The organism is Halobacillus sp. BBL2006, assembly GCF_000786645.1.
Taxonomy (GTDB): domain Bacteria; phylum Bacillota; class Bacilli; order Bacillales; family Halobacillaceae; genus Halobacillus.
In genome coordinates, this window is record NZ_JRNX01000644.1 from 1 (window position 1) to 3,665 (window position 3,665).

The window sequence follows — 3,665 nt, forward strand, 5'->3', positions numbered from 1 at the left end:
TCTGAGGAAGCTCACCACATGCCCACGGAAAGCGAGTGATTTCCAGGACCTCCTAATTCTGCCTAATAAAGGAAACAGGCTGACAAATATCTCGAAATCGAGTCTTCCAGATAACTGCACGTTTGGTGAAGACTTGGTTTAGAGATATTTATTTCCGGAATAAACATTCTCTTATTAATAGCATCCACTAAAGCTTTGATAATCTTTTACATAGAGCATCTAGTAGTAGAACGGTTGATAAGATAGACAACTTTTATTAATTGTATACCATATTCACATGTCCTTTCACAGTGGACAGGGTCTCTTGCGATTATTTGAAATCATGTTAATATTGTTATTACAGAGGTTTTAAATCAAATTAGGAGTGTTCACTGTGAATGGAACAATGAAAGCAATTGTAAAACATCATAGAGGAGTAGGAGCGGAATTAAAGGAAGTCGATATCCCCTCCGTTCGAGAAGATGAAGTATTGATTAGAGTTAAAGCCACTTCCATATGTGGAACAGATGTCCACATTTATAACTGGGATGAGTGGTCTGCGAGCCGCGTAAATCCTCCATATGTATTTGGTCACGAATTTGCAGGAGAAATCGTAGAAGTTGGCGAAAAAGTAAACAACTTCTCTATAGGAGATTATGTCAGTGCAGAGACACACTTGGTTTGTGGACATTGTCCCCAATGCTTGACGGGTAAATTCCACATCTGTGAAAATACTAAAATTATCGGTGTTGACACCCAGGGTTGTTTTGCGGAGTATGTAGCGCTTCCAGCCAGTAATCTTTGGAAGAATCCTGACAACTTACCCACCGATATCGCTTCTATTCAAGAACCAATGGGGAATGCTGTACATACAGTCCTAAACGGTGATGTCGCTGGAAAATCAGTTGCGATCATCGGTTGTGGTCCTATTGGTTTGATGGCCGTTGGTGTTGCCAAAGCCGCAGGGGCATCCCAAGTGTTAGCATTTGATCTGAATTCATACCGATTGCAATTAGCTGAAGAGATGGGAGCTACGACTGCTATTCATTCAGGAGAGGAAGATCCAGTAGCAAAAGCAAAAACTTTGACGAATGGCCATGGGGTTGATGTCGTTTGTGAAATGAGTGGTCATCCCGTTGCGATGGATCAAGGCTTTAAAATGATAACGAATGGCGGTCGAGTTTCCATTCTCAGCCTTCCAACAAAAAGAGTAAGCCTCGATGTAACCAATGATATCGTATTTAAAGGAGTCGAGGTTCAAGGTATTACTGGACGCAAAATGTATGAAACTTGGCAGCAGGTTTCGCGTTTGCTGCACTCTGGCCAAGTCGATGTAAAACCGATGATCACTCATCATTTGAAGCTTGAAGAGTTTGAAAAAGGCTTCGAATTGATGAATCAAGGAAAATGTGGAAAAGTTGTACTACACCCATAAAACTTGAGGAGGATTTTTTATATGAAGGGCTTTGAATACTTACAACAACAATTAGACGAAATGAAAGAGGAAGGTACCTTTAGACAACTGATTCCTTTAGAATCCGCGCAAGGATCAAAAGTGAAGATCAAAGGAAAAGAAGTCATTCAGCTGTCTTCGAACAACTACCTTGGACTTACCTCTCATCCTAAAATGAAAGAGGCAGCAGCACGCGCAAATGAAGAGTACGGTGTTGGAACAGGCTCTGTGCGTACAATTGCTGGTACGCTTAAAATGCACGAAGATTTTGAAGAGAAACTGGCTAAGTTTAAGCACACGGAAGCTGCCCTTGTATTCCAGTCCGGCTTCACTACGAATCAGGGTGTCCTTTCTTCTATCTTAGGAAAAGAAGACGTCGTGATTTCTGATGAATTGAATCACGCTTCCATCATCGACGGAATCCGCTTGACAAAAGCAGATCGTAAAATTTATAAACACGTTGATATGGATTCTCTAGAAGAAGCACTGAAAGCAAGTTCAGATTACAGAACACGACTGGTTGTAACTGACGGAGTATTTTCTATGGATGGAAATATCTCTCCTTTACCAGAAATTGTTGAGCTTGCAGAAAAATATGATGCTTTGATCATGGTCGATGATGCTCACGCCAGCGGGGTGCTTGGCGACAATGGAAGAGGGACTGTAAATCACTTCAAATTAGATGGACGCGTTCACATTCAAGTAGGTACGTTAAGTAAGGCGATCGGAGTCTTGGGTGGATATGTGGCCAGTACGAAGACGCTGAGGGAATATTTGATCCATAAAGGACGCCCGTTTTTGTTCAGTACGTCTCATCCACCTGCAGTGACAGCTGCTAATGATGCAGCCATTGATGTTCTTCTGAACGAACCTGAGCTGATTGATAAACTTTGGGATAACACGAAATTCTTCAAAGATGGCTTAAATTCCCTCGGTTTTGACACGGGAATTAGCGAAACGCCAGTCACTCCTGTCATGATTGGTGACGATGCGCTTACACACAAATTCTCAGATGAATTGTTTGAAGAAGGAGTGTTTGCTCAGGGAATCGTCTTCCCGACCGTACAGCGTGGAAAAGGTAGAGTCCGTACGATTGTTACGGCAGAACATTCTAAAGAAGAATTGCAGCAGGCACTTGATGCTTTTGAAAAAGTCGGTAAGAAGTTGAATATCCTGTAATTTTGATTGACCGGCCACTATGATGTATACCATCATGGTGGCTTTTTATTTGTAAAACTGGTACGATTTGTGATGGTATCGCAATTACTACTTAAAATTTTGTGTGAAAATTGATATAATAGTACAGTTAGAAGGCACGGTTTGAAAGGAGATCGTAATGAACGAGCAGCAACGAAAAGAAATGTCGCAAATTCGTCAGGGAGGACCTGAGGAATCGCTCTCTGAAGATGAAAACTTGAATCGTATCAAACAAAAAACAAGTGAAGACTTCATGAAATATTTTGAAACCACTTACCAGCCGCCAAATATGAGGGATGCTCAACGTCGGAAGAGAAAAGAAACCGATGTCCTATACGACTTTGAGATTCCTGAAGATATGGACCAATCCGGTAAAGGGAAAAAATATATGATCCGCACATACGGGTGTCAAATGAATGAACATGACACTGAGGTCATGGCCGGTATATTCGAAGAAATGGGGTATGAGTCTACCTCGAACACCAAAGAAGCCGATATCATCCTTTTGAATACATGCGCAATCAGAGAAAATGCTGAAAATAAAGTGTTCGGAGAAATCGGCCACTTGAAGCCGTTGAAAATGGAAAATCCGAACTTGATTATCGGAGTATGTGGATGTATGTCTCAAGAGGAATCCGTTGTTAATCGCATACTTAAGAAACATCCGTTTATCGACTTAATATTCGGGACTCACAATATTCATAGACTTCCTCAACTCGTAAAAGAAGCGATGTTCGGCAAAGAGATGGTCATAGATGTGTGGTCTAAAGAAGGCGACATCATTGAAAACCTGCCGCGTTCACGTAAGGGCAAAATCAAGGCCTGGGTCAACATTATGTATGGTTGTGACAAATTCTGTACGTACTGTATCGTACCCTACACTCGCGGAAAAGAAAGGAGCCGTCTTCCGAAAGATATTATACAGGAAGTACGGCACTTAGCCGCTCAAGGGTACAAAGAGGTTACTCTTCTCGGTCAAAACGTCAATGCATACGGAAAAGACTTGGATATCGAATATGGCTTGGGTGATCTGATG

General features: G+C 41.7%; 3 protein-coding genes. All 3 read left to right on the forward strand.

What is annotated here, in order from left to right; translation table 11 throughout:
• Nucleotides 1-373 precede the first annotated feature (373 nt).
• Nucleotides 374-1,414, forward strand: coding sequence for an L-threonine 3-dehydrogenase (gene tdh, locus LD39_RS17540; protein ID WP_197061452.1), 1,041 nt, complete (start codon nt 374-376; stop codon nt 1,412-1,414).
• 21 nt (nt 1,415-1,435) lie between these two features.
• The gene (locus LD39_RS17545) at nt 1,436-2,611 is read left to right on the forward strand and encodes a glycine C-acetyltransferase (RefSeq protein WP_035550767.1); all 1,176 of its coding nucleotides are present in this window, start codon (nt 1,436-1,438) and stop codon (nt 2,609-2,611) included.
• 157 nt (nt 2,612-2,768) lie between these two features.
• A partial coding sequence (locus LD39_RS17550; RefSeq protein WP_035550770.1) for a MiaB/RimO family radical SAM methylthiotransferase occupies nt 2,769-3,665 on the forward strand: 897 nt, incomplete at its 3' end.